This window comes from Methanosarcina siciliae T4/M (assembly GCF_000970085.1).
GTDB classification, from domain to species: domain Archaea; phylum Halobacteriota; class Methanosarcinia; order Methanosarcinales; family Methanosarcinaceae; genus Methanosarcina; species Methanosarcina siciliae.
This window is the reverse complement of sequence record NZ_CP009506.1, coordinates 283,353-301,673: the sequence shown is the minus strand read 5'-3', so window position 1 is coordinate 301,673 and position 18,321 is coordinate 283,353. Positions and strand designations below refer to the sequence as shown.

Genomic DNA, 18,321 nt, shown 5'->3' with positions numbered 1-18,321 from the left:
CATTCAAAGTAAAACGTAAAGAACGAGGGGGGTTGCCCTCTGTTCGCATGAGGATAAAGCATGAAATATTTTTTGAAAAGGGCGGGTTTCATGGCACTTACGCTTTTTGCAGCCTGTGCCCTGACCTTTTTTCTTATGAACGTGATTCCCGGGGGTACAGCCGAGCTGATTATCAAACATACTTTCGTAGGGCTGGAGGAGAGCGTAACCGAAGAACAGATTCAGCAGATCTCAAGCAGATACGACCTTGATGACCCTCTTTACCTGCAGTTCTTCAGGTGGATAAAAGAGGCCGTATTGAGAGGAGACATCGGGACTTCCTATGTCTTTAAGAAACCTGTCCTTTACCTCCTGGCTTTGAGGCTGCCTGCAACGATCGAGCTTGCGGGAGCAAGTATGGCCCTTTCAGTGCTTGTTGGACTGAATCTGGGAATTTATTCCGCCCTTCGGGAAAACCGGATTTCGGACCACGTCCTCAGGATTGCAACGCTTTTTGGGGTTTCAATGCCCGGATTCTGGGTAGCTCTGATTCTTATCCTGGTATTTTCCCTGAAGCTGAAACTTGTCCCCGTTTCAGGGTACGGGAGCCTGGAAAACCTGCTTTTGCCCGCAGCAGCCCTGTCCCTCCATTCCGTTGCTGCGGTTATGAGGGTCACCAGGACAAGCATGCTTGAAACCCTGGGACAGGAATACATCAGGTTTGCAAAAGCCAAAGGGCTCCCAGTATGGAGGGTCATAAGCCTACATGCCCTTAAAAACGCCATGCTCCCTGTTATCACGGTGATCGGGTTTCAGATGGGAAGCCTGCTTGGAGGAACAGTTGTGATTGAAAAGATCTTTGCCTGGCCGGGGATAGGAAGCCTGCTTGTGGATTCGATCTCGGCCAGGGACCTGCCAATGGTCCAGGGCTGCGTGCTTGCCATTGTTACGATGTTCCTCCTCGTGCATTTCTTTGTGGATATGCTCTATACGCATCTGGACCCACGGATAAGATACGGCTGATACTATGGATAATGCATTTGCTGACAGATTAAGGAAAAAAAGTTTTCTGATGCCGGAAACTTACGGAAGCGAATTTGCAAAAAGAGTCTTTCAAAGAAAAGATATGCTTTTTGCACTGGCAGCCCTTTTGCTTTTTTCCGGGCTTGCCCTTTTTGCACCCCTGATTTCCCCTTATGACCCAAATGCCATAGACCTGGAGAACAAAAACCTGAACCCTTCAGGAGAGCACCTTCTGGGTACCGATTACCTTGGGAGGGACCTGCTCAGCAGAATCCTGATAGGGGCACAGACTTCTCTTTCCATTGCCTCGGGAGTGGTACTGATTTCTCTCATTCTTGGAACCGCTCTTGGCTGTGCGGCAGGTTATTACGGAGGGGTTGTTGACGAAAGCGTTTCAAGGGTTATAGATATCTTCCTTTCTTTTCCGGGGGTCATCTTTGCCCTCACCATTATGGGAGTGCTCGGGAGCGGGGTTTTCAACCTGATGCTTGCCCTCTCGATTGTCCACTGGGCAAAATATGCAAGAATGATGAGAGGACAGGTCCTTTCCATAAAAAAACAGGAGTTTGTCCTTTCTGCCGTAACAAGCGGAGCCGGAGACCTCCATATAATCCGCAAGCATATCGTACCCAACGCAATTGCCCCTCTTCTCGTGCTTGCTACAATTGACTTCGGACACGTAATCCTCTCAATTGCCACCCTGAGTTTTCTTGGAGTGGGGCTGCCTGCGGATGTTCCGGAATGGGGAGCAATGCTTTCCGCAGGAAAAGAGTTTATGAGAACAGCCCCCTACCAGACGATCTTTCCGGGACTTGCCATAACCTTCATCGTGGTCATTTTCAGCATCCTGGGCGACGGCATGAGGGATATCCTTGACCCGAACCATGACGGAGGGGAAATCTATTGAACCTGCTTGAAATAAGAGACCTCTCCATAGATTTTCCTGCAGGGGAAGACAGCGTAAAAGCCGTATCCAGGGTCTCTTTTGAGGTAAGAGAAGGAGAGACCTTCGGGATTATAGGAGAAAGCGGGTCAGGAAAATCCGTGATAGGGCTTGCCCTGCTCAGGCTTCTTCCGGCAAATGCAAAGGTGGAAGGAACCGTCTTTTTTAAGGGACAGAACCTTTTTTCCCTTAAGCCTTCCGAACTCCGGAAAATCCGGGGAAAACGCATCTCGCTCATGCCCCAGAACCCGGCCGGAGCCCTCAACCCTGTCCTGAAAAACGGGGTTCAGGTGGAGGAGGTCTTCGAGAGGACGGAAAGAAAGGAAGGAATGAAAAAAGCCCTGAAACTCATGAAACAGCTCTTTTTGAGAGATCCCGAAAGACTCTGTAACCTTTATCCTCACCAGCTTTCCGGAGGCATGAGGCAGCGGCTGCTTGCCTGTATGTCCCTTTCCTTTGAGCCCGAACTTTTGATTGCGGACGAACCCACAAAGGGTCTGGACCCTGAGGCAAAAGAAGGAGCGGTGAAGCTTTTCACTAAAATCAAAAAAGAGTATGGGAAGACAATGCTCCTGATCACCCATGACCTCGACCTGGCTCTTGAGGTCTGCGACCGCATAGCCGTGATGTATGCAGGAGAGATTGTGGAGCTGGACGAAGCTTCAAAAGTCCTCGGCACACCCCTTCACCCTTATACAAAAGGGCTTATCCGGGCTCAGCCCAGAAACGGGCTTGTCCCTCTGAGTGGACAGACCCCCAGCAGGATAAAGCTTCCAGAGGGCTGTTTTTTCCATGAAAGGTGCAGATATTCACGAGCTGAGTGTTCCAGGAAACATCCTGAAATTAGAAACCACAAAGGAGGGTGGATCAGGTGCCACTTCCGGTCCTTGCAGTAAACGAACTGGCAATGAGGTTCGGGACTTCGGAGGTGTTCAGAAACGTCAGTTTCTCGGTAGCCCGCGGAGAAACCCTGGGACTTTTCGGGAAAAGCGGGTCAGGAAAAACCACTATTGGAAGATGTATTGTAGGGCTCGAAAAACCTACAGGAGGAGAAATTTTGGTCAAGGGAGAAGATATTCTGGGCATGGGCAAAAAAGAGTTCAGGAAATTGCGCCCTAAGCTCCAGATGATCTTCCAGCACCCTGAAACTTCCCTTGACCCCCGCATGAAAGCCTTTGAAAACCTTATCGAACCCCTGAAACTTCATTCCGGGCTCAAGCAGGATGCTCTCCTGAAACGAGGAGAAGAGCTGGCAAAACTCACCGGCCTCCGTCCGGAACACCTTGCCCGCTATCCAGGCCGTCTCAGCGGGGGAGAGATCCAGAGGGTAGTGCTCGCCAGGATAATGGCTTTATCTCCTGATTTTATAGTCGCCGACGAGCCCACTTCCATGCTTGACGTCTCGGTCCAGGCCCAGATCCTGCGCCTTATGCAGAAGCTCCAGAGAGAAACAGGGGTTTCCTACCTGCTGATTTCCCATGACCTTGAAGTGTTAAGGAAAGTCTGCCACAGGATCGCCTACCTTGAGAACGGAACTATTACCGCAATTGAAAACATGAACAGAGGCATTAAAACATGACAATTCGGGAAAACCGGATCAAACAAAATATTGCTCGTATCTGGGATGTCTCATCCGAGACCTACGACAGCCATGAAGGACACGGGATTCAGAGTGAAATGGAAAGGGAAGCCTGGAAACATGTTTTTAAAAGCCTGCTCCCTCCAGGCAGGTTAAAAGTCCTGGATGTGGGCTGCGGGACCTGTGAAATCGGGCTCCTGTTTGCGGAGATGGGATACCAGGTTACAGGCCTTGACCTTTCGGAAAAAATGCTTGCAAAAGCCAGGGAAAAAGCGTCCAGAAAAGGGTTTGACAGCGTATTCGAAAAAGGAGATGCAGAAGCCCCTCCATTTGAAGAGGATACCTTTGATGTTGTTGTCAACCGCCACCTACTCTGGACCCTTCCGCACCCTGATACCGCAGTCATGAACTGGAGAAATGTGCTGAAGAAAGGGGGAATGCTTATTGTTGTTGACGGGGTCTGGGATGACGGTTCCTTTGAAACGAAGGCAAGGAGGTTTGTCAGCGACTTCTGCACTTTGCTCGCCGAAAGAAGGAACCCCAGAAAAGGGCACTATTCCAGAGAGATAGACAACGAACTTCCCAACCGACATGGAGTCCCTCCTGAAAAAATGCTTGAATATTTCAGGGCTGCGGGATTCAAAAATGTAAAAGACCTGGATCTGAAAGATATCATGGAACTTCAGAAAAAGAAGATGCCTTTTCGAAAAAGGATAGCCTACAACTACAAGTATCACCTGATCTACGGAGAAAAATAGTTTGAGAAGAAAAATTCATGAAAATAGAGTCGAACTTATGTACCTGGACTGAGAAACCAATAGCATGAAATACCAATGAGTCTAAAATCATTATATTTTTGACAGACTTTCATGTTTTATTTTTATGCTTTATTTTGTCCCAGGCACATAAATCCGATCAGATTTTACGGATAAGTTCTTTAGTGTAGTAAGTTCTTTAGTGTAGTAAGTTCTTTATTGTATTTGGCAAGTAATTTTTGCCGGCTCAGTGCCACACTGGTCCAGTGTATTTTACATTCAATCCTCATTACAGTCAATATTCACTGGTTCAGTGCACCGGTTCGGTTTATTTTGCAGTCAATTCTCATTAGTTACTGCTTACCCATGAATTATAACTTACTACCCATACCTCGTACTTGGTTTCCCATGAGCTATATTTGTTTAGCCATGTGTTATAATTATTTAACCAGGCCTTATATTCGTTACAATTTTTATCTTTCTTGTCCCATTCCTTTTTCTCATTTTCCCATTTCGTTTTCTCTGATTCCCATTTCAGTTTTTCAGTCTGCCACTGCTTCAGTCCTTTCTCCCATCCTATCTTCTCTTTATCCCACTGATTCTTTTCATTCTTCCATTTTATCTCATTATTTGAGCCTGCGCTTGCTGATGCAGCTGTTAATGATGAGACAAAGAAGACCAGTGTAAACATACACAGGATCTTTTTTATTCTGTCAAATGTTTTTTATTCATAGTTAATCCTCTAATTTAGGTTTAGTTTTTAGCTAGTACAATTTGAGACTATTTGGAACGATTTTTTCGGAACGGTATTTTCATTGTTTATTTTTACAGAACTTATGCAGATGAGGCAAAAACAAAGCACGTCCAAGCCTGTCATATAACATACGATTTAGACTCTTTAAAGTTTATACTACCATATTCTCAGCTCAAAGGCATGAGTCCTATTTCGTTCTAAGTTTTGTTACCGACTTTCGCCGGTTACAATCCATGAATTAGCCGGGTTAAATAAAAGGATACTTACAAAAATAAAGAGATTAAACAGAATTAATTTAGAAAAAAAACGTTATTAGAGATTTAATTCAAGAAATAACACTAATAATAGAATTTCATACTTACCTGAGCATTAAAACTTCGTATTACACTATAGAAATGAACAAAAGATTCAATGAAGGAAATTTTGAGATTCAGGATCAGTTTCTCATGTTCAATAGAAATTGCATACGGAGTACGTGAAGTATGCATAAGAATCAAGTGCAATAGACATCATATTAAAATATATTAATTCGACCGCTGATTTTTAACGCCATTAATTTTTTAAATCCAGCTTGCCGATCTGGTTTAAGAAAAAAGCCTGAAACAATGTAAATAAAGCTTTTCAAGGACAATAAGTTCCAAAAAATACAATTAAAAGTAATTAAACGGATAGACGGGAAATAAAATACCTCTTAAAGAGAAAAAATTAAATTTAATCCCGAAATATGCATGAAAAAGAAAACATACTTTTATCTCCAAATACGGATACATCGCCCCTATCAGGGACAAGCAGAATTTCAGACCAATATCCCCAGATTAGAAAAAAGACATGAAATTTCTTCGAATTACAGGCACCAGGAAATGAAAGTAATAAAAAGTGCTTTCATGCCAGATGAAAAAGCCGGGCTTAACGAAAGAATTTATAGTCAATTAGGGCTTACGTAACTGAATAGGGGAAAAAGTAGCATGAAATATCAGAGGGGTCCGGATCACACTATGACAAATCTCATCTTATGACAAATCTCATCTTATGACAAATCTCATCTTATGACAAATCTCATCTTATGACAAATCTCATCTATGCAGACCCTGTATGCAACAGATCTCGTCTATTCAGACGGCCTATGACAGATCTTCATGCTTTATCTGTTCCCCGAGTGTGTAAGTCCCGCAGGAATCTGGTTTATCTCGCATCCAGATTCTTCAGTTTATTTCATAGCGCAATTTTTCAGTGTATTTTACAAGTCAACTCTCAAGGTTTTTCAATCAACCCTCAATGGTTGTTTCTCCATTTATTGTACTTCGCTTCCCATTTCCTGTGATTGCCATCCCATTTGTTGTACTTGTTGAGCCACGTGTAATAGTTATGTAACCAGGCATTATATTTATTTAACCAGATGTTATATTCATTTCCCTTTTTCTTCTTACTCCACTTCTTTTTTTCGTCTTCCCACGTCTTCTTCTCATTGTTCCAGCTGTTCTTCTCTTTATTCCACGTCCTCTTCTCTGTATCCCATTTTTTCTTCTCCTGGTTCCATTTACTGGCATCATTTGACTCTGCACTTACTGACACAGCTGTAAATGACATTACGAAAAAGACCAGTGTAAACATACACAGGGTCTTTTTTAGCTTATCAAATGTTAGTTTACCCATATGTTCTAACCCCCTAATTTCTATAATATTTAATACAATTTGATACACTTTAGAGTAGTTTTTGATACACTTTAGAGTAGTTTTTGATACACTTTAGAGTAGTTTTTGATACGCTTTAGAGTGGTTTTCGTCTTTTAGGACTTTCTCTCATAGAACTTATGCACTGAATAGTATGCACATGAGGTCAAAAAGAAAGCACAGACAATTCTGTCACAAATACTAAGATTTTGACATTATGGTGTCTTATGCTACCATTTCCCCAATTCAAAAGCATAAGTCCTGCTTTGCCCCAATTGTCTTGCCGACTATCCGCCGGTCGACATTCCTGAAATTATCCGGATAAAATAAAAGCATACTTATAAAAACCAAGAATATTAGTGGGATTGATTTATAAAACAAGCTTTATAATACGACCAATTTGAGATCGAACTTAAAATGATGGGATTAAAACTTATCGAAGCCTCTAAATGTCTTATATTTTAACAGGAAAAATTAACAAGGACTCAAAGAAGTAAATTTTGAAGTTCAGCATAAGAATTTAAATTTAGTATCAATTGCACATATGAAATAAAAAATCAAGCACAATCGGGATTATGGACAAAAACCCTAATCCAACAGGTGATTATTATTGCTATTGAACTCTTATCCCCATCATATAAGTCCGATTGAAGAAAAAAGTGCGAAATAATACCAATGAAGCTTTTTGGAGATACGTAACCCAGAAATGCTAATGTTGAGGAGAATTAAATAGCCTGATAAGAAAAAAAATGGCACTTAAAGAATGGATCGGAAATTTAACCCAAAAACCAACCTGAAAAAGAAAGAATACTCTTATTTCCAAATCCATACACGATATTCTGTCAAAAACAAGCTAAGTTTCCGCCCGAAAAAATGTTAATCTTCAAATTTCGCATTTATCGTTTAATTCCTGCCACAAGCTTTTGGGGTATCAATCGGCGAGTTTGACAATAGCTTTTCTTTTGGCGATCACATTTCTGCCTTTACTGTCAACAACATTTAGAGTTATTTCAGTACCTGCTTTAAAACCGTAGTTGTCAGAGGTGTTATAGTTCCCATCCACGCCCACTTTTACGCTGGATTCTACAGCTGCTACTGCACTGTCCTGCCCGCAGAGCACAAGTCTTTCTCCGACATCCCACAAGCCGTCCTCAAGAGTAGCGCTGTTATGAACAACGTAGCAGGTGGAATTTTTCCCTCCGGAACCCAGATCCCTGTAGAAGACGGAGAGTTCCCCGCTGAGAGGACTACCCCCATTTCCGGGGATACCTTGATAGGAGTTCCCGTAACCGAAAATCTTTATAGAGACAGAGTCCAATGGGAGGGGATCTCCCCCCTCATGCATGAGGACAAACTGATTTTCTTCAAGCCGTGCTCTCTCCGAGTCCGGACCGACCCCGTAGAGCCCCCCTTCACAGGATTCAAGAGTTATTCTCGCCATAGGATACTGAAAATTTGTCCTGGAGCCGGAGAGATTAATGCTGCTTGCAATTGCGCCCGCAAGCACAAAAACCATTAGTAGAAGGAGAAGGGAACCGACAATAGGAGAGAGACCTTCGGGTGAAGATTTTAGGAAATACAAATTTCTATGCCGGAAACTTCCCCATTCCTTCATAGTAGAATAATATGCCTAGCTTGAATAAATAGTTAAGTGTTTGACGAAAAATCGACCTTATTTGAAAAAGAAATCTTAGCAAAAAATAAAAGGAAATACTTGCCCCTGTTCATTTCTTTTTCCGACGTTCTTTAGCCTCATATTCTTTTTCGAGTTCAAAGACCTCTCGAACACTTTTCAGTTCTTTTTTGCTTTGCGAATAACGCGAAAGCACCACTCCGACCCCAAAGAGCAGAGCTACAATTGCAGCGAAGAAATACATGGGAGCGGATTCGGCATAATATTTAACCTGAATAGCCTCTTCCCGTTCTCCCATCTTGGAGGAGATCCACAAAAGAGTCTCCCTTCCTTCCTCATCGACGCTTACATCATAAGGTTCGGGCCTTGCTATCCCAAATACTCTGTTCCCTGTGGCAAACCCTACCGGAAGGACTACCCTGATGAACTCGGAGTCAGGTTTCACAAAGGCAAAACTTTGAGTTGCCGGAGTATCAAGGGTATATGCAACAAAACCCGTAACAGGTTCCTCAAATTCAAGGTTTATCACCTTCATGTTCCGGGCGATTTCCTGTGTAAGGGTATAATTGAGGTCCGAAACGTTGCTACTGTTTGCAAGCCGCATAAAAGTTTTTGAACTTGCTACGGTTTCGTCTGCAGGCTCTACCAGAAGCACGAAATTTCGAATAGGCTCTTCACTTGACCCGCCCCCAAGGGAATCGGGAGGGTAAATCTCAAGCTTACTGCTGTTTATGACAATGTGGACGACCTGTACTTCGGTTTTGTCTTCCAGAATGTAATATGTGGTGGTATTTGCCGGAATATTATTGTCCCAATCATCCAGAAAAACCTCAAATTCATAATTCGAGATATTGCCGGACTCATCCAGAACTATCTCCTTTTTTTGATCAATACAGCCCGACATGAAGACCACCAGCAGGGCAAGGAGTATAAATATACTTTTTGTTCTCATTTTCACGGAAGAATTCTCCCTTGGGCTTGAAGAGATCTCTTTTCAACCTCAGCAATTTTCTTCTTTAATACTCTTAATGGAGTCTCCTCCCATATGGAGAGAAACTTGCAGGATCTATAACAGGTCAGCCTTTATCCTATGCTCTCTCTTCTTAATAAACAAAGCGGATAACCTCACAGAAGAAAAACACAAAATAGCTCAGATTTAGCTAACAGAAAGGTAAAAACTTATAGTGTAAAAACAGCTCAGGTTTCTGATTCTCCTGAAGCATTCAGATACCTTTCTACCATAGGCCAGTCAATTTTTTTGATATATTTGGCCTGAAGTTTGGAAACGTAAAGAACATTACTCCCAACAAGGAGTTTCATGTCAGAGGGTTTGGAGGAGGATTCCCCAATAGGGAGAAGTACAGGGCCATCCGGAGAAGTAGAAAGCCGGAAGTCCTGCCCGCTTTTCCTGATGTAAGCCCTGACTTTTTCGTCAATTGAAAACGCCGGAATCATATTAATACACCGTGCAGAAATTGTTCGGGGAAGATAAATAGTTACAGGTTATGGGAACAGGAGAAAACCCGGAACCTTCATATTGATACATACATTGGGGAAAAGAACTTTCGGAACTTCAGAAGCTGCCGGGCAGTTTTAAATTTGATGAAAGCAATTTAGGACGAAGATAGCATGATGATGAAAGATAAGGGAAAACTTGTAATCTGGCCTGCATACATCGACCAAACCAGATCCAGAAGCAATGGAAGGATAATCTCTCGAAAAAATGCCGTAAAGGAGCCGCACCTGAATGAGATTAAAGATGCTGCAAAGAAGCTGGGCCTGAACCCCGAAGTGGAGCCTGAAAAAGCTTATCCCAAATCCTGGTGGGAGGTCAGCGGGAGAGTGCTCGTAGACGACAAGGCCCCAAAATCCGTTATTTCAAAGCAGATCGCTCTGGAGATAAGAAAAAAGAGAGGGAAGGGAGTACCTGCAAAAACATGAATAATAATGTTAAGAACTAAAAAGAACATTTATATTATTTGAAAACAAAACCTGCAGATATGTCTGAAAATAACAAAAAAACGCTACCTGTCATAACTAACGGATCAGGTAGTCCCAAAAAAGTAGTCCATCCCCCATACAAAGAGATAACTCTCGGATGCGGGTGTGGAGCTGCTTCCTGTGAAAACTGTCCCGGTGCCATGGGAATAAAAGCAGGATCAGAGAAGGATGTAGTTTACAGAAACGTTTTTGTATACCTTATGATCGCGGCAGTGATCCTGATTGCCACCTATGCTGTAAAAGAATTGTTGACAGCACTGCTAGTCTGATCCACAATGATAGGCGACAGCCCATAGTCTTTACTTTAACTTTTTGAAAGGATATCTCATTTCTTTTCCGCATTGTTCACAGGATATGACTAGATACCCATCCTTCAACCTGTGACGGGCATTGTTCCCTGACACCAGGAACGCATAACAGTGTTTACAGATTCTGCTTTTGATTTCCCTTGGAATGCTTATCCTGTTTCGCATAGAGATATTTCGTATGAGCTGCACGTAACGCCTGCTACGCTCAGGGTTTTCTGGGAATTCGGCTTTTGCAAGCTCAAAAAGCCTCTGCATGCGCTGGATCGCTATATTCTGGATAAGGTTTTTTTGCTGTTTTCTGGCTAGTTTAGGCATTGTAAGACCGGGCCCTGAGTTTATTTAGTCTAAGGATTCTGTCTCAGCCTTGCTCAAAAAGCAAAATCAAGAGCCAAGATTATGCATCAAGATCAGGAGTCAAGATATGAATCAAGAATAATTACGCTAATATTCGGGTTCTTGCTGTTCACAAGGGCTTTAAACTTTTCGGGGTCTCCATCGATTCCTTCTGAACCGTAGTGCATTGGAATAACAGCCTTCGGATAAATTGCCGTAGCTGCCCTGGAGGCCTCTTCTTCATCCATTGTATACGTACCTCCTATAGGCAGAAGAGCTATATCGGCCCTGATACCCTCCATCTCCGGGAAGAAATCACAGTCTCCTGCATGGTAAATCCTAAGCCCCTCGAGCTCTACGATATACCCGACTCCAAGTTCTCTTGGGTGGTAGGGCTTATCAAGGTTATAAGCCGGAACAACCTCAATCCGAATCCCTTTGATCTCAAGCCCATCCGCAAGGATATCCCCTTCGGCAACCCTTCTGGCATCACCTCTGAACTCAAGGGAACAGCTCTCAGGGATCAGGGTAGTTGTATCCGATCTCCGGACTTTCCGTATATCCTCAGGGCTGCAGTGGTCAAAGTGCTCGTGCGTAATGAGGAGAATATCTGCCCTGTCATCAAAAGCCGGTTCTACACCGATCTGATAAGGATCAATATAGATTTTTTTGCCATCTCCTTCAAGCAGAAAACCGGAATTTCCGAACCATTGAATATTAACGCCTTCGATTTTTACACTATTCATATTTATACACCTTTATACACCTGCTAACAATAGCCCCCATACACATAAAAAAACATGATAAAGAACTCTATTATCATATCAGATCATATCATATCAGACCATATATATCAGACCATATACCATATTATAGTGTAGAATTCATATTAGACATATTAATAGCATCCAAATTCATATTTAGACAATATTAATAATACAAATAATAGTATCCGAAAGTAGAACTTCAATGGGTATGCAAGCTGTTAAGGTTCTCGGACAGAATTTAGTTCCTTTTTAAGGAAGATCCTTTCCAATAAAATTCGGCTCAAGCACTCTGTCGTAGATCATCTTCTGCATGTAACAAACAACCGGGAGCTTGATTACGACTGCTTCCCTTTTGTTTCCCACACTGTGGACTCCAATTGATTCTTTTCCGTCTGCAATCATAAAGAACTGTTCATCATACTTAACTCCATCAATAACAATATTATTTATGGAGTCCGAAAACTCTTTTGTAGGCTCTCTGAACTCAAAGGGCAGGGATTTAAATCTCTCAAGATCATTCACAATGAGGGTTAAACGGCAGTTTTTTTCCAATCTTTTGAGTTCAGCCTCAAATTCCCGGAAGAACTCCGTACTGGAAGAAAAAACAATCAGTTCTTCCTTTACCCCGATGAGAATTTCCCGGATTCTGTTTTTAATTCCCCACTCACTCTGGATACACCAGACAGGAGAAGTTTTAGGAAGTTCGTAACTTAACTCGTTGAGCTGGTCAAGCGTTTCTATCGCACAGTTGATGAATTCGTCTTTTATCTTGCCTATTACCTGTTTGGGATCAACAGCCCGGAAATAGGTTGGAGAACCCTGACGGATTTCCAGATAGCCCTTCTTTGCCAGCACTTTGAGGACATCATATATTTTGGCTCTCGGCACATTCGTAAGTTCATGGACTTCCCGGGCTGTAGCCTCCCTCAGACTGACAACCCCGACATAGGCTTTCGCCTCGTTTTCAGTCAGCCCTAACTTCTCCAGATTGCGAATTAACTGAGGATTAAGTGGCGAAAACATCTGTTACCCCTAAAGTAACAATAGATTTAAATCTTTTCTACATATACATACCAAACAGATAGAGAACAGTAAATAACTATTCATACAGTAAAGAAGCAAAAAGATGGATATTAATAAGCTTGAGAGGTAGTTAATAAGTCTTGAAAGGCAAATCTCCTGCAAGAAGGGAGCAGGATGCGCGTCAAGGGCCCAAAATTGTACTTCATACTAAAAATTATGAGGGGAATCCGCTATTAAAAATGCTTTTGAAAAACTGGGACTTTTTATTCAGAATAACCGTTTTTCCATACTCCTGGTAGCTTTCCTGTTTATAGTCATCTCAATGCAGGGTGCACAGAAAATAGAGATGGCTTCAGGGACAGAGACCTTTGTAGGAAAAGACTCCCCTCTCTATCAGGACTATGATCACCTTTATCAAAAAATATTCCAGACACAATCGATTGTGGTGATGGTAGAGGGGAATGAGGTAAAAAACGCCGAACTGATGAAAGCCGTAGACAGGCTCGACCATCAGCTCCAGTCCACGGAGGGGGTCATCGAGACCACAAGCCCTGCTTCTCTGATCAAAACAGTCAATTACCAGATGACAGGAAGATATGTGATTCCTGAAACCGATGAGGAAATCGAGAGCATAATAGACCAGAACCCGGATGTCTTCAGCCAGATCATTCCTGATGATACGCATATGTTGATTTCGGTGGTTATGGCCGGCTCTGCCAGTGATACCGCACAGGAAGATATCCTTCATGCTACTGAAGATGCGGTCTCATTTGCGGAATTTCCGCCTTCATACAACATTATCGTAACAGGTGATCCGGCTTTCATGGTCAACATGAATACTGAGATGAATTCAAGTATGGGCCTACTGCTGGGGCTTTCCGGCATTTTCATGGTCATTGTACTGTTTTTCGTATTCAGACACGTCCGCTGGGGGCTACTTCCTCTGCCCGTGGTGCTCCTGGGAATCGTTTATACCTTCGGAGCCATGGGGTACATAGGAATTCCTCTTTCCATGGTTTCTATGGCTGCATTCCCTGTCCTCATAGGCGTGGGGATAGACTACGCCATCCAGTTCCACAACAGACTCGAAGAAGAACTGCACAAAAACGAGGATAAAGGAAGAGCAGTTGTAGAAACCATAAAAAATACCGGACCTGCTGTCTTAATAGCCCTCGGGATGACAGGACTCGGGTTTGTTTCACTTTTTACATCCTCGGTGCCAATGATCCGGGACTTTGGAAAACTACTCCTGATAGGTATTGTTATGTGTTACCTCTCGTCCATATTTGTAGGAGTCGTAACAGTCTCGCTCTTTGACAAATATTCAGAAAAAAATCCTTTAAGGAAAGTTGCTCAGAGGATAAAACCGGCAGGGATAGGGAAAAAGGAAAAGCCGGAAAAAAAGAGAGCCGGAAACAGCAAAGAGATACTTCTCCAGAAAACTACGGACCTGACGATAAGATACGATATTATTGTATTAGGGATTGCGGGCCTGCTCTGTATTGGGGGCCTTTATGCTGATCAGTCCGTAGCTATTCAAACTGATGTCGAGACCTTCGTGCCGCAGGACATGCCTGCCCTTGTAGATCTCCAGCATATGGGAGATGTCATGGGAGGAACTGAGGAATTAAACCTTATCATCAAGGTTGAGGATACAGCCAACCCGGATGTCCTGAAATGGATGGACCAGTTCTCCGAACATGAAGTAGCAGGGAGAGACCATATTCACAGTGCTTCAAGCATCGTATCCCTGGTAAAGGAAAGGAACGGAGGCACAATTCCCGACACAAGTCAGGAAATAGAAGATATTTATGCCGAGATCCCGGAAGCGCAGAAAGAGCGCTACATGTACGGGAAGAACATGCTCCTTCTTAACTTCAATATAGGAAATGCGGTTGCGGACATAAAAATAACAGGAATCCAGGAACTGACAAATATTGTCAAGCAGGACATGCAGTGGATGCCTGCCCCACCGGGAACGACTGTCACAGTTACCGGAAACAACGTTGTGTTTACAGAGGTCATTACCGCCCTTACAAGCGGGAGAGTAGCGATGACTTTCCTCGGGCTTGCCCTTGTACTGGTAGGACTTTATGTGATTTACAGAGACTGGCTGAAGGCAATAGTCCCTATCATCCCCATGTTTATAGTGATCGGCTGGTCAGGAGGAGTCATGTACTACCTGAACATAGAGTACACACCCATGACAGCAACTCTTGGAGCTCTGATTCTTGGGGTGGGTTCCGAGTATGCCATCCTCATGATGGAACGCTACTTTGAAGAAAAGGATGCAGGAGCAAGTCCTATGGAAGCGATCCATATGACCAGTTCCAAAATAGGAACTGCAATCATTGCCTCAGGAGCCACCACCGTGTTTGGGTTCCTGGCCCTGGTCGCGTCCCCCTTCCCGATGATCAGCAATTTCGGAAAAGTTACGGTTATAGATGTCCTGCTGGCACTCCTGGCAACCTTTGTGGTCTTCCCCCCGCTTATAGTCCTGCTTGATACCTGGAGGGACAGGAGAAAAGGAGCCGCAACGGTAGAAAAAGAGACCAAAAAACAAATTCAGGGGGCAGAAATATGATTCAAGCACCCGGAAAAACCAGAAAGAAAATACTGAGAAAAACTTCCATAGTTGTATTAATCCTGTTAATAGTCTCAATCACTGCATTTCCAGCCTTCGGGGAGGATGATGAAACAGACTTCATTATTCCTGACTATGGGTACACCGTAGACTATTACAGGAGTTACGGAGAGCCGGTCCTTCAGGCATCAGTCATAGGAGACCCCGAGTTAAACAGGGGAGAGACTGCAACCCTGCAGATCAAAATTGTGAATGAGGGAGTGATTGAAGGATTTCAGAGGCTGAACGTAAATCAGACCTGGGTTAGTGATTCCTCTGAAGAACTGCTTGCAGTGGAGGAGATGGGAGAAGAAAAAGAATGCACAACGGCAAAAAACATTAATGCCCACCTTGTTTCCGAAACAGAGTACATTGAGGTTGAATCCGCTACCAATTTCCAGAATGTGGAAGAGCTTGAGACAGGGCATCCCTCAATGCTTCAATACACCATAAAAGTCGATAGCGATACCCCTGCCGGGAATTATGTACTCCTCCTGCCTGTAAGCTATGACTACCAGGCGAATGTCCGGACTGCAACCGGGGCAGTAGCAAATCTGGGGCTTACGGACACGGAATATACCAGAGAATACAAGACAAAAACAGAGACACTCAAAATACCCGTTTCCATAAAAAGCGAACCGAAGTTAGAGGTAGCAGAGGTTAAAGGCACCCTAAAACAGGGAGAAAATAGAGTCATTGAGGTCACCTATACGAACACAAGAGAAAGGGTAGCACAGGATGCAATGGCCCGAATAATCGTAATGAGCCCCCTGAGTACGGAGAAGTCCATAGTTAGGCTCGGCGACATAGGGCCCGGAGAGAATAAGACTGCCAGCTTCGAAATCGCTGCAACCAGTGACGCTACCGTAAAAAACTATGGAATTGATAGCGAGGTAAAATACGTTGATGAAGACGGAGAAACCGCCTTTTCAGATAACATGAAAGTACACGTGCCTCTTGAAGCTGCTGAGAAAAAGATCAGCACAACAGGCATAGCAATTATACTGATTATCCTTATCGCCATTTACCAGATCGTAAATATGCACCGGAAAAGAAACAAGAATGATGATGAGAACGCGTCAGGTGATGAGAATGAATAAAAATGGACTTTTTGCTACTATCACAGCCCTTCTGATCCTTTGCTCCGTTGTCCTGCCCGCACAGGCAGCTTTCCCCGAGAACTTCGATATCAGTGAGAACTATTACACAGTTTACGGAGGACCTGACCTTACTGCGACACTCATTGGAGACAACGAGTATTCAAGAGGAGATACGGTAACTCTGAACATAAATATGATGAACAAGGGAGCAGTGACCGGGTTTAAATCCGAAAGTGACGTAGACCTGGGAGATTATACTGAGGAGATGCTCCAGCAGGCCGAAATGCAGTACGAAGCACAGGCTGTAACGGCAGTGGGTATTCTTGCAACCCTCAAGTCAGACGACCCTAATATCAAGGTGAAATCCGGACCCCAGGAAGCAGGCACCCTCAAACAGGGAAAACAGAGCTCCAGCCCGACAAAATTCACCATTGAGATCAACAAGAACACCACAGCCGGAACTTATCCATTAACTCTCGAACTTACATATATATACCAGAACAATGTGCAGGTCGGCGGGGATGATTTTGACAGTACTGTTGGGCTTGTAACAAACAAGGAAGTAGGCATCTGGTACGAAAACAAGACCCAGACCCAGACCATAGATATACAGGTCAAAAAAGAGCCTTACTTTGAGGTAACGGAAGTGAAAGGAGAGCTCTATCCGGATGAAGGAGGACTGCTCTATGTCACATACAAGAACACGGGAGAAGAACCTGCAAAGGATGCAACTGTCAGAGTCAGTGCAGGAGATCCCTTCAGTACAACCGATGACCAGGCTTACCTTGGAACCCTGAACCCGGGGAAAACAGCTGTTGCCATTTTTGATATGGATGTGGACGAGGATGCAACCCCCAAACCATATTCCATCACCAGCGAGATCCTCTATGAAGACGTTGACGGGCACGACCAGGTCTCAGATAGCATAAAAATCAACACCGAAGTTCTTGCTGCCGAAAAAGGCCTTCCCGGATACCAGCTTGGAACCGGGATAGCATTCATGGCTCTTGCTGCCGGATTCATCCTATTCAGGAAAAAACAGCAGAAAGAATGAACGAAAAGCTGGAAATGAAAAATCAAGCAAAAGTGCCTGTAGATATAATACAGGCACACAGGTACTTTTTTGATCACGTATCTTAAACTGAATACCTAGATAATAGTCAATTGCACAGATCAAAAAGTATACCAGGTATAAAAAGAAATATTCAGTCTGAGAGACGCTCAGTCTGAAATATCGGACTTTTGCAAACCCGGGCTTGAAGGTTCTTTTCCACCGACAGGTTCTTTTCCACCGACAGCTTTTGCGACCATTACCTCAGTGGATTTTATAACAGCATAAATCCGATCTCCGGGCTTTACATCCAGCTTTTCCACCGCCTCTTCCGTAACTACGGAGGTCATGACTGAAGGTTCCAGTTCAATAGTGATCTTGGACACAAGCCCGCTTTTCTCTACATTAAGTACCTTTCCGGGAAGCTTATTTCGGGCTGAAAGTTTGAAGCCCACATTTTCCCACGAAGTTTCGTCTTCTACGGCATCATTAATCAGTTTTTTGTTCGCATCATATTCAGCCAGCAGTTTTCTTCCGAGATCGGTCAGGAAGGTACCCTGATCCTTCCCCCCTCGAATAGTAATTACTGCCGGTTCGTCGAGAGCTTCATTCATTTTTTTAAGCATCATCCAGGCGTGCTTGTACGAGATTCCGAGTTTCTGGCAGGCTTTCCGAAGGGATTTTTCCTCATCAATTGTTTTCAGCAACTCGGCTCTGCCAGCACCCATAACCGTTCTTCCATCTTCAGTAAACCAGAGCTTTGTTTTCGCTTTCACAG

General features: G+C 43.7%; 19 protein-coding genes. 10 read left to right on the top strand and 9 right to left on the bottom strand.

The window, feature by feature from the left end; translation table 11 throughout:
• The first annotated feature begins 60 nt into the window (after positions 1–60).
• Genes MSSIT_RS01385 through MSSIT_RS01365 form a run of 5 tightly spaced genes read left to right on the top strand, consistent with a single transcriptional unit; the run spans position 61 to position 4,282 of the window.
• A complete protein-coding gene (locus MSSIT_RS01385) occupies positions 61–1,002 on the top strand; it encodes an ABC transporter permease (RefSeq protein ID WP_048169386.1) in 942 nt (313 codons plus the stop codon).
• A gap of 49 nt (positions 1,003–1,051) precedes the next feature.
• Positions 1,052–1,909, top strand: a complete 858-nt coding sequence (locus MSSIT_RS01380; protein WP_231590327.1) for an ABC transporter permease — start codon at positions 1,052–1,054, stop codon at positions 1,907–1,909.
• Positions 1,906–2,841 carry an ABC transporter ATP-binding protein gene (locus MSSIT_RS01375; protein WP_048169382.1) on the top strand — a complete coding sequence of 312 codons (936 nt, stop codon included), beginning with the start codon at positions 1,906–1,908 and terminating at the stop codon, positions 2,839–2,841. The genes MSSIT_RS01380 and MSSIT_RS01375 overlap by 4 nt, the downstream gene beginning before the upstream one ends.
• Entirely contained in the window at positions 2,817–3,524 is a 708-nt protein-coding gene (locus MSSIT_RS01370) for an ABC transporter ATP-binding protein (RefSeq protein ID WP_052721467.1), read from the top strand. The genes MSSIT_RS01375 and MSSIT_RS01370 overlap by 25 nt, the downstream gene beginning before the upstream one ends.
• Positions 3,521–4,282, top strand: a complete 762-nt coding sequence (locus tag MSSIT_RS01365) for a class I SAM-dependent methyltransferase (RefSeq protein WP_048169380.1) — start codon at positions 3,521–3,523, stop codon at positions 4,280–4,282. The genes MSSIT_RS01370 and MSSIT_RS01365 overlap by 4 nt, the downstream gene beginning before the upstream one ends.
• 346 nt (positions 4,283–4,628) lie before the next feature.
• Here the strand turns inward: MSSIT_RS01365 and MSSIT_RS01360 are convergent, their stop codons facing one another.
• The 5 genes from MSSIT_RS01360 to MSSIT_RS01335 all read right to left on the bottom strand — a co-directional run bounded on the left by MSSIT_RS01360 (position 4,629) and on the right by MSSIT_RS01335 (position 9,792).
• Positions 4,629–4,970, bottom strand: coding sequence for a hypothetical protein (locus MSSIT_RS01360; protein ID WP_048169378.1), 342 nt, complete (start codon positions 4,968–4,970; stop codon positions 4,629–4,631).
• Positions 4,971–6,305: 1,335 nt separating this feature from the next.
• Complete coding sequence (locus tag MSSIT_RS01350; RefSeq protein ID WP_048169375.1) at positions 6,306–6,686, bottom strand: hypothetical protein; 381 nt, start codon at positions 6,684–6,686, stop codon at positions 6,306–6,308.
• Between the two features lie 949 nt (positions 6,687–7,635).
• Entirely contained in the window at positions 7,636–8,319 is a 684-nt protein-coding gene (locus tag MSSIT_RS01345; protein WP_048169373.1) for an archaellin/type IV pilin N-terminal domain-containing protein, read from the bottom strand.
• A gap of 109 nt (positions 8,320–8,428) precedes the next feature.
• Entirely contained in the window at positions 8,429–9,289 is an 861-nt protein-coding gene (locus tag MSSIT_RS01340; RefSeq protein WP_231590517.1) for a DUF5803 family protein, read from the bottom strand.
• A 245-nt stretch (positions 9,290–9,534) separates the two neighbouring features.
• Entirely contained in the window at positions 9,535–9,792 is a 258-nt protein-coding gene (locus MSSIT_RS01335; RefSeq protein WP_048169370.1) for a hypothetical protein, read from the bottom strand.
• A 180-nt stretch (positions 9,793–9,972) separates the two neighbouring features.
• Here MSSIT_RS01335 and MSSIT_RS01330 point away from each other — a divergent pair, with 180 nt between their 5' ends.
• Both MSSIT_RS01330 and MSSIT_RS01325 read left to right on the top strand, forming a co-directional pair.
• Entirely contained in the window at positions 9,973–10,278 is a 306-nt protein-coding gene (locus tag MSSIT_RS01330) for a signal recognition particle protein Srp19 (RefSeq protein ID WP_048174414.1), read from the top strand.
• Between the two features lie 59 nt (positions 10,279–10,337).
• A complete protein-coding gene (locus MSSIT_RS01325; protein WP_148704700.1) occupies positions 10,338–10,607 on the top strand; it encodes a hypothetical protein in 270 nt (89 codons plus the stop codon).
• A 30-nt stretch (positions 10,608–10,637) separates the two neighbouring features.
• Here the strand turns inward: MSSIT_RS01325 and MSSIT_RS01320 are convergent, their stop codons facing one another.
• The 3 genes from MSSIT_RS01320 to MSSIT_RS01310 form a co-directional block, all read right to left on the bottom strand.
• A complete protein-coding gene (locus tag MSSIT_RS01320; RefSeq protein WP_048169367.1) occupies positions 10,638–10,961 on the bottom strand; it encodes a ribonuclease P protein component 4 in 324 nt (107 codons plus the stop codon).
• A 92-nt stretch (positions 10,962–11,053) separates the two neighbouring features.
• On the bottom strand, positions 11,054–11,725 hold the full coding sequence (locus MSSIT_RS01315; protein WP_048169365.1) for an MBL fold metallo-hydrolase: 672 nt from the start codon (positions 11,723–11,725) through the stop codon (positions 11,054–11,056).
• A gap of 270 nt (positions 11,726–11,995) precedes the next feature.
• Positions 11,996–12,769 (bottom strand): TrmB family transcriptional regulator, encoded by a 774-nt coding sequence (locus tag MSSIT_RS01310; RefSeq protein WP_048169363.1) that lies wholly within the window; start codon positions 12,767–12,769, stop codon positions 11,996–11,998.
• A gap of 322 nt (positions 12,770–13,091) precedes the next feature.
• Between MSSIT_RS01310 and MSSIT_RS01305 the strand changes: the two genes are divergently transcribed.
• The 3 genes from MSSIT_RS01305 to MSSIT_RS01295 are packed head-to-tail and all read left to right on the top strand — an operon-like array spanning position 13,092 to position 17,546.
• Entirely contained in the window at positions 13,092–15,353 is a 2,262-nt protein-coding gene (locus tag MSSIT_RS01305; RefSeq protein WP_231590320.1) for an efflux RND transporter permease subunit, read from the top strand.
• Positions 15,350–16,492, top strand: coding sequence for a COG1361 S-layer family protein (locus tag MSSIT_RS01300; RefSeq protein WP_048169359.1), 1,143 nt, complete (start codon positions 15,350–15,352; stop codon positions 16,490–16,492). The genes MSSIT_RS01305 and MSSIT_RS01300 overlap by 4 nt, the downstream gene beginning before the upstream one ends.
• Positions 16,485–17,546: a COG1361 S-layer family protein gene (locus tag MSSIT_RS01295; RefSeq protein WP_048169356.1), complete on the top strand. Its 1,062-nt coding sequence runs from the start codon at positions 16,485–16,487 to the stop codon at positions 17,544–17,546. Before MSSIT_RS01300 ends, MSSIT_RS01295 begins: the two co-directional genes overlap by 8 nt.
• A 167-nt stretch (positions 17,547–17,713) precedes the next feature.
• Here MSSIT_RS01295 and MSSIT_RS01290 read toward each other — a convergent pair whose 3' ends face one another.
• Complete coding sequence (locus MSSIT_RS01290; RefSeq protein WP_048169354.1) at positions 17,714–18,319, bottom strand: TOBE domain-containing protein; 606 nt, start codon at positions 18,317–18,319, stop codon at positions 17,714–17,716.
• Between the last annotated feature and the right edge of the window lie 2 nt (positions 18,320–18,321).

Excerpts from the sequence above, each read along its gene's own strand:
- MSSIT_RS01385 (WP_048169386.1), top strand. The coding sequence starts at position 61 with ATGAAATATTTTTTGAAAAGGGCGGGTTTCATGGCACTTACGCTTTTT.
- MSSIT_RS01335 (WP_048169370.1), bottom strand. The coding sequence starts at position 9,792 with ATGATTCCGGCGTTTTCAATTGACGAAAAAGTCAGGGCTTACATCAGG.
- MSSIT_RS01300 (WP_048169359.1), top strand. The coding sequence starts at position 15,350 with ATGATTCAAGCACCCGGAAAAACCAGAAAGAAAATACTGAGAAAAACT.
- MSSIT_RS01320 (WP_048169367.1), bottom strand. The coding sequence starts at position 10,961 with ATGCCTAAACTAGCCAGAAAACAGCAAAAAAACCTTATCCAGAATATA.
- MSSIT_RS01295 (WP_048169356.1), top strand. The coding sequence starts at position 16,485 with ATGAATAAAAATGGACTTTTTGCTACTATCACAGCCCTTCTGATCCTT.
- MSSIT_RS01380 (WP_231590327.1), top strand. The coding sequence starts at position 1,052 with ATGCCGGAAACTTACGGAAGCGAATTTGCAAAAAGAGTCTTTCAAAGA.
- MSSIT_RS01330 (WP_048174414.1), top strand. The coding sequence starts at position 9,973 with ATGAAAGATAAGGGAAAACTTGTAATCTGGCCTGCATACATCGACCAA.
- MSSIT_RS01345 (WP_048169373.1), bottom strand. The coding sequence starts at position 8,319 with ATGAAGGAATGGGGAAGTTTCCGGCATAGAAATTTGTATTTCCTAAAA.
- MSSIT_RS01315 (WP_048169365.1), bottom strand. The coding sequence starts at position 11,725 with ATGAATAGTGTAAAAATCGAAGGCGTTAATATTCAATGGTTCGGAAAT.
- MSSIT_RS01365 (WP_048169380.1), top strand. The coding sequence starts at position 3,521 with ATGACAATTCGGGAAAACCGGATCAAACAAAATATTGCTCGTATCTGG.
- MSSIT_RS01305 (WP_231590320.1), top strand. The coding sequence starts at position 13,092 with ATGCAGGGTGCACAGAAAATAGAGATGGCTTCAGGGACAGAGACCTTT.
- MSSIT_RS01360 (WP_048169378.1), bottom strand. The coding sequence starts at position 4,970 with ATGTTTACACTGGTCTTCTTTGTCTCATCATTAACAGCTGCATCAGCA.
- MSSIT_RS01350 (WP_048169375.1), bottom strand. The coding sequence starts at position 6,686 with ATGGGTAAACTAACATTTGATAAGCTAAAAAAGACCCTGTGTATGTTT.
- MSSIT_RS01340 (WP_231590517.1), bottom strand. The coding sequence starts at position 9,289 with ATGAGAACAAAAAGTATATTTATACTCCTTGCCCTGCTGGTGGTCTTC.
- MSSIT_RS01310 (WP_048169363.1), bottom strand. The coding sequence starts at position 12,769 with ATGTTTTCGCCACTTAATCCTCAGTTAATTCGCAATCTGGAGAAGTTA.
- MSSIT_RS01325 (WP_148704700.1), top strand. The coding sequence starts at position 10,338 with ATGTCTGAAAATAACAAAAAAACGCTACCTGTCATAACTAACGGATCA.